Source organism: Arthrobacter sp. TS-15 (assembly GCF_006964045.1).
Taxonomy (GTDB): Bacteria; Actinomycetota; Actinomycetes; order Actinomycetales; family Micrococcaceae; genus Arthrobacter.
This window is the reverse complement of record NZ_SDXQ01000073.1, coordinates 1-3,632: the sequence shown is the minus strand read 5'-3', so window position 1 is coordinate 3,632 and position 3,632 is coordinate 1. Positions and strand designations below refer to the sequence as shown.

Sequence of the window (3,632 nt, the reverse complement as noted above, 5' to 3'; positions counted from 1 at the left end):
GTTCGAGGACGGGCAGTGCGACCGCTGGCCATGACCGCCGGAACTGTCTCGTTTATCTCACCCTGCATCCTGCCCTTGGTGCCCGGGTATCTGGGGTACGTCTCGGGATTGACCGACCCTTCACGCCCGGACAACCGCCGCCGGGTCCTGACCGGAGTTGGGCTGTTCATTCTTGGCTTCGCGGCAGTGTTCAGCCTGTACGGGGCGGCCTTCGGCGTGGTTGGCGGCTGGCTTGTGCAGTGGCAGGGCATGTTGATACGCGGTCTGGGCGTCTTCGTTGTCCTGATGGGACTCGTCCTCGTTGGCAGCTTCTCCTTCCTTCAGACCACCCGCAAACTTTCCTTCCGACCACGGACCGGCCTGGCCGGTGCCCCGTTGCTCGGCGTCGTCTTCGGCCTGGGATGGACGCCCTGCATGGGGCCAACACTCAGCGCCGTCCTGGCACTGAGCACCACGACCGGGGATCCCTGGCGCGGAGCGCTGCTGGGGTTCATCTACTGCCTTGGATTGGGAATCCCCTTTATCCTTGTCGCACTCGGGCTGAACTGGGTCACCAGAACCCTGGGCTTTATCCGAACGCACATCCGCGGCTTCAACATAGTCGGTGGTTCCTTGCTCATCCTCGTCGGGCTCCTGATGGTCTCAGGAGTGTGGATGCTCTGGATCTACCAGTTGCAGAATCTCGCCGCGACAATCACCACTCCCGTCTAGACGCAAAGGACCGGTCATGGACAGCCACCCCCCTGCGCCCTCAAACGCTGGCGCATCTTTGCCCGGCCGGCGCGGCCTCCTGCTGGGTATCGCCTCCGGAGCCCTGCTGCTGGCCGGCTGTGCACCCGAAGATTCCCTGGCCGCGCAGGCCCGGTCCGGGGACAACAAAAACTACATCGCTGGCGATGGATCCGTCTCGGAATATGCCCCCGGCGACAGGGGCGCCCCGGTGCAGATGGAGGGATCGCTCTACGACGGGGCCGTCGTCAAATCCACGGCCTGGCAGGGAGCGGTGGCAGTTCTGAACGTCTGGTACGCCGCGTGCGCTCCCTGCCGGACCGAGGCACCTACCCTTGAAGCCCTGTACCAGGAAAGCAAGAGCGAGGGCGTGCTGTTTTACGGCATCAACCTTCGCGATACTGCCGCGACGGCTGCCGCTTTCGAGCGGACCTTCGGCACCACTTATCCCAGCTTCAATGACGCCAACGGATCAATCCTGCTGGCCCTGGCCGACTACGTTCCCCCTCGCGCGGTACCGACAACCCTGGTTCTGGACAAACAGGGCAGGGTCACCGCCCGCGTCCTAGGACTCGTCGATAAGGGCACCCTCAAGGCCCTCATCAGCAGTGCAGCCGCGGAGTCGTAAAGAGCCACCTGATGCCCCTCGGAACCACCAATTGAGCGGTGAGCCCACCTACATATTGGAGGGGACGATGAGGTAGAGGAACCGGAAAAAGATTGACGCGACGACGGCGACGTAGAGAAGGGCCGTGATGAGCCAGCCCCAGTCCCTGATGGGCCGGGACATCCGCTCAGGCAGCGGGATGATCCCGTGGGTCAGGTTACGGATGGTCACCCATACGAAGAGAGGGATCATCGCGGCCCACACGATCATGCAAAGGGGGCACAGGATGCCGATGGCGTACAACGCCTGGCTCCACAACCAGACCACGAACGCGAACCCGAGGGTGACGCCCAGCTGTAGCCCGATCCAGTACCACCGGCTAAAGCGCGCACCGGCAAGCAGCCCGACGGCCGTGGTGATGATGACGGCGAAGGCCACAATGCCGATGAACATGTTGGGGAATCCGAACACCGAACTCTGCCAGGTTTCCATGACCTGGCCACACGAAATCCAGGGATTTACGTCGCACACGGTTGCATGGCCGGGATTCTTGAGCTTTTCCAGTTTTTCAAGAACGAGGGTGGCGGATGCAGCCCACCCCACAGCGCCCGTAATCAGGAGCAGCCACGCGAACGGCCGGGTCCGGGCCGCAGCCGGGATGCTGGATTCATCGGTCTCAAGGGGTTGTAACTTATTCATAATTCTCCTGTGTCAGGTTCAAGAAAGCGCACCTACGGCGTGGCAGGAACGGGAAGCGGCCCGGCCACGCCGGGTTCGGGTCTACGGGCGGAAGGGAGCGAACGATTTGCCGCCGTCACGGGAGACCTGGAGGCCGCCGTTGACAAAGACCCACACGAATACGGCCCCACTGGTTTCGGTCGTGGCGTAGAGCGCTTCGACCTCACCTGAAATCGAGCCTGCTTCAGTCCAGGTCAGGCCTGCGTTGGAGCTCGTGTACACGCTTCCGTCCGGAGCAACACCGACGGCGACTTCCGGGGAGGCCAGGGAGACGAACTGGACAATCGGGGAGCTGCCCACAAGTGCCCAGGTCCGGCCGCTATCGGTGGATCGCTGCACTCCTGATTCGGTGGTGGCCAGGACAGTCGATGTCTCCGGCCGTCCGGCGAGAGCTGCGACCTTGGGCTGCGAGCCTGCCGGTGACCAGGACTTGAAGTCAGTGGTGGTTTTCAGGGCTCCGTCGTAGCCAACGACGCCGTCCCGGGTGACGGCCAGGGCGTGAAAGTCGGAAATCCCTTCGTTTGATAGCGTCGTCCAACTTGCTCCGGAGTCTTCGGAACGGAGCAAGCCGAGCGGGTTGATCTGCTTGGATCCGGGGCGGGGGTGCCCGGAGGCGTAAAACACGGTGCCGTCGCCAGTGAACCCCATGTAATCATTGGCTTCGCCCAGCAGCTTAGGGACTCCCGTGGAGTAGTCCAGTACTCCGTTGTGCGTGGCCACCAGTACCTCGCGTCCGTCGGTGCTGGCGTAGATTCCGTGGGCGTGGCCAGGCGCAGGTGTCGTCGATGATTTATCCGGGGAAGTTTGAGCAGGTTGAGGGGCGCTGCAGGCGCCAAGGAACAGGGTGCCGGCTACGGCAACAGCGATCGCTGCGGTGGCGCGGGAATAGGGCATGCGGAACATAGGGAACTCCTGTGGTGAAGTTAGGCACGGCTGGAAAGTTGCGCGGCCACGGGCCGCTTTGCCGCTATCTGCGGATGAAGGCATCCATGGCAACAGCGACCGATTCCGTGCTTACGTTCGCAGGATTGAAAGTTGCGACAGTTCCGGAGGCAGGAGGGGTTGGTCGTACCGGAGGCGCCAGACCTCTCCCCTCTCAAGATCGGCGGAATATCCCGTGGATGCGGGCAGGCTGGCTGGCGCCAGGATCGGAGCCGCTTCCGAAGGGATTGAGCGTCCACTTTGTATCGGACATTCCGGAACCGCGGTACACGGCCTATCGTCCATGGAGACGGAAACGGACGCCGGGCCAGCGGAGTGGTGGATCGTTGCCTCATGGCCGCTGGGACTCATGCTTGTGGAGTTGCCACCCGCCGCACAGACCAGGAGCGCCATTCCACACAAGAGGGCAAGCACTGCGCGTGCGGCACGGGAAAGGCGAACGTGAGGTATCGAGTGGAGCACTCCGATCACCTCACAATCCTGTCCGTCAGCCAGGTCTACCGGACAAAATGATTTTTCCACATTGCATGAAACCGGTCCGTCCGTGGCCTCGCGGCGGTTGGCGCGCTCAGGCGCCTGTAGCCGGTGAGCGACGTTCGAGCAGGAGCGTGTCGCG

The 3,632-nt window shown here is 63.0% G+C and carries 4 protein-coding genes; 2 read left to right on the top strand and 2 right to left on the bottom strand.

Going from position 1 to position 3,632, the window contains the following annotated elements:
* Positions 1-30: 30 nt before the first annotated feature.
* On the top strand, positions 31-711 hold the full coding sequence (locus tag EU811_RS22800) for a cytochrome c biogenesis CcdA family protein (RefSeq protein WP_238703542.1): 681 nt from the start codon (positions 31-33) through the stop codon (positions 709-711).
* Positions 712-727: 16 nt separating this feature from the next.
* Positions 728-1,357 (top strand): TlpA family protein disulfide reductase, encoded by a 630-nt coding sequence (locus EU811_RS22795; protein WP_142940536.1) that lies wholly within the window; start codon positions 728-730, stop codon positions 1,355-1,357.
* Positions 1,358-1,405: 48 nt separating this feature from the next.
* Here the strand turns inward: EU811_RS22795 and EU811_RS22790 are convergent, their stop codons facing one another.
* Both EU811_RS22790 and EU811_RS22785 read right to left on the bottom strand, forming a co-directional pair.
* On the bottom strand, positions 1,406-2,035 hold the full coding sequence (locus EU811_RS22790; RefSeq protein WP_142940535.1) for a vitamin K epoxide reductase family protein: 630 nt from the start codon (positions 2,033-2,035) through the stop codon (positions 1,406-1,408).
* Positions 2,036-2,116: 81 nt separating this feature from the next.
* On the bottom strand, positions 2,117-2,977 hold the full coding sequence (locus EU811_RS22785) for a F510_1955 family glycosylhydrolase (RefSeq protein WP_142940534.1): 861 nt from the start codon (positions 2,975-2,977) through the stop codon (positions 2,117-2,119).
* Positions 2,978-3,632 lie beyond the last annotated feature (655 nt).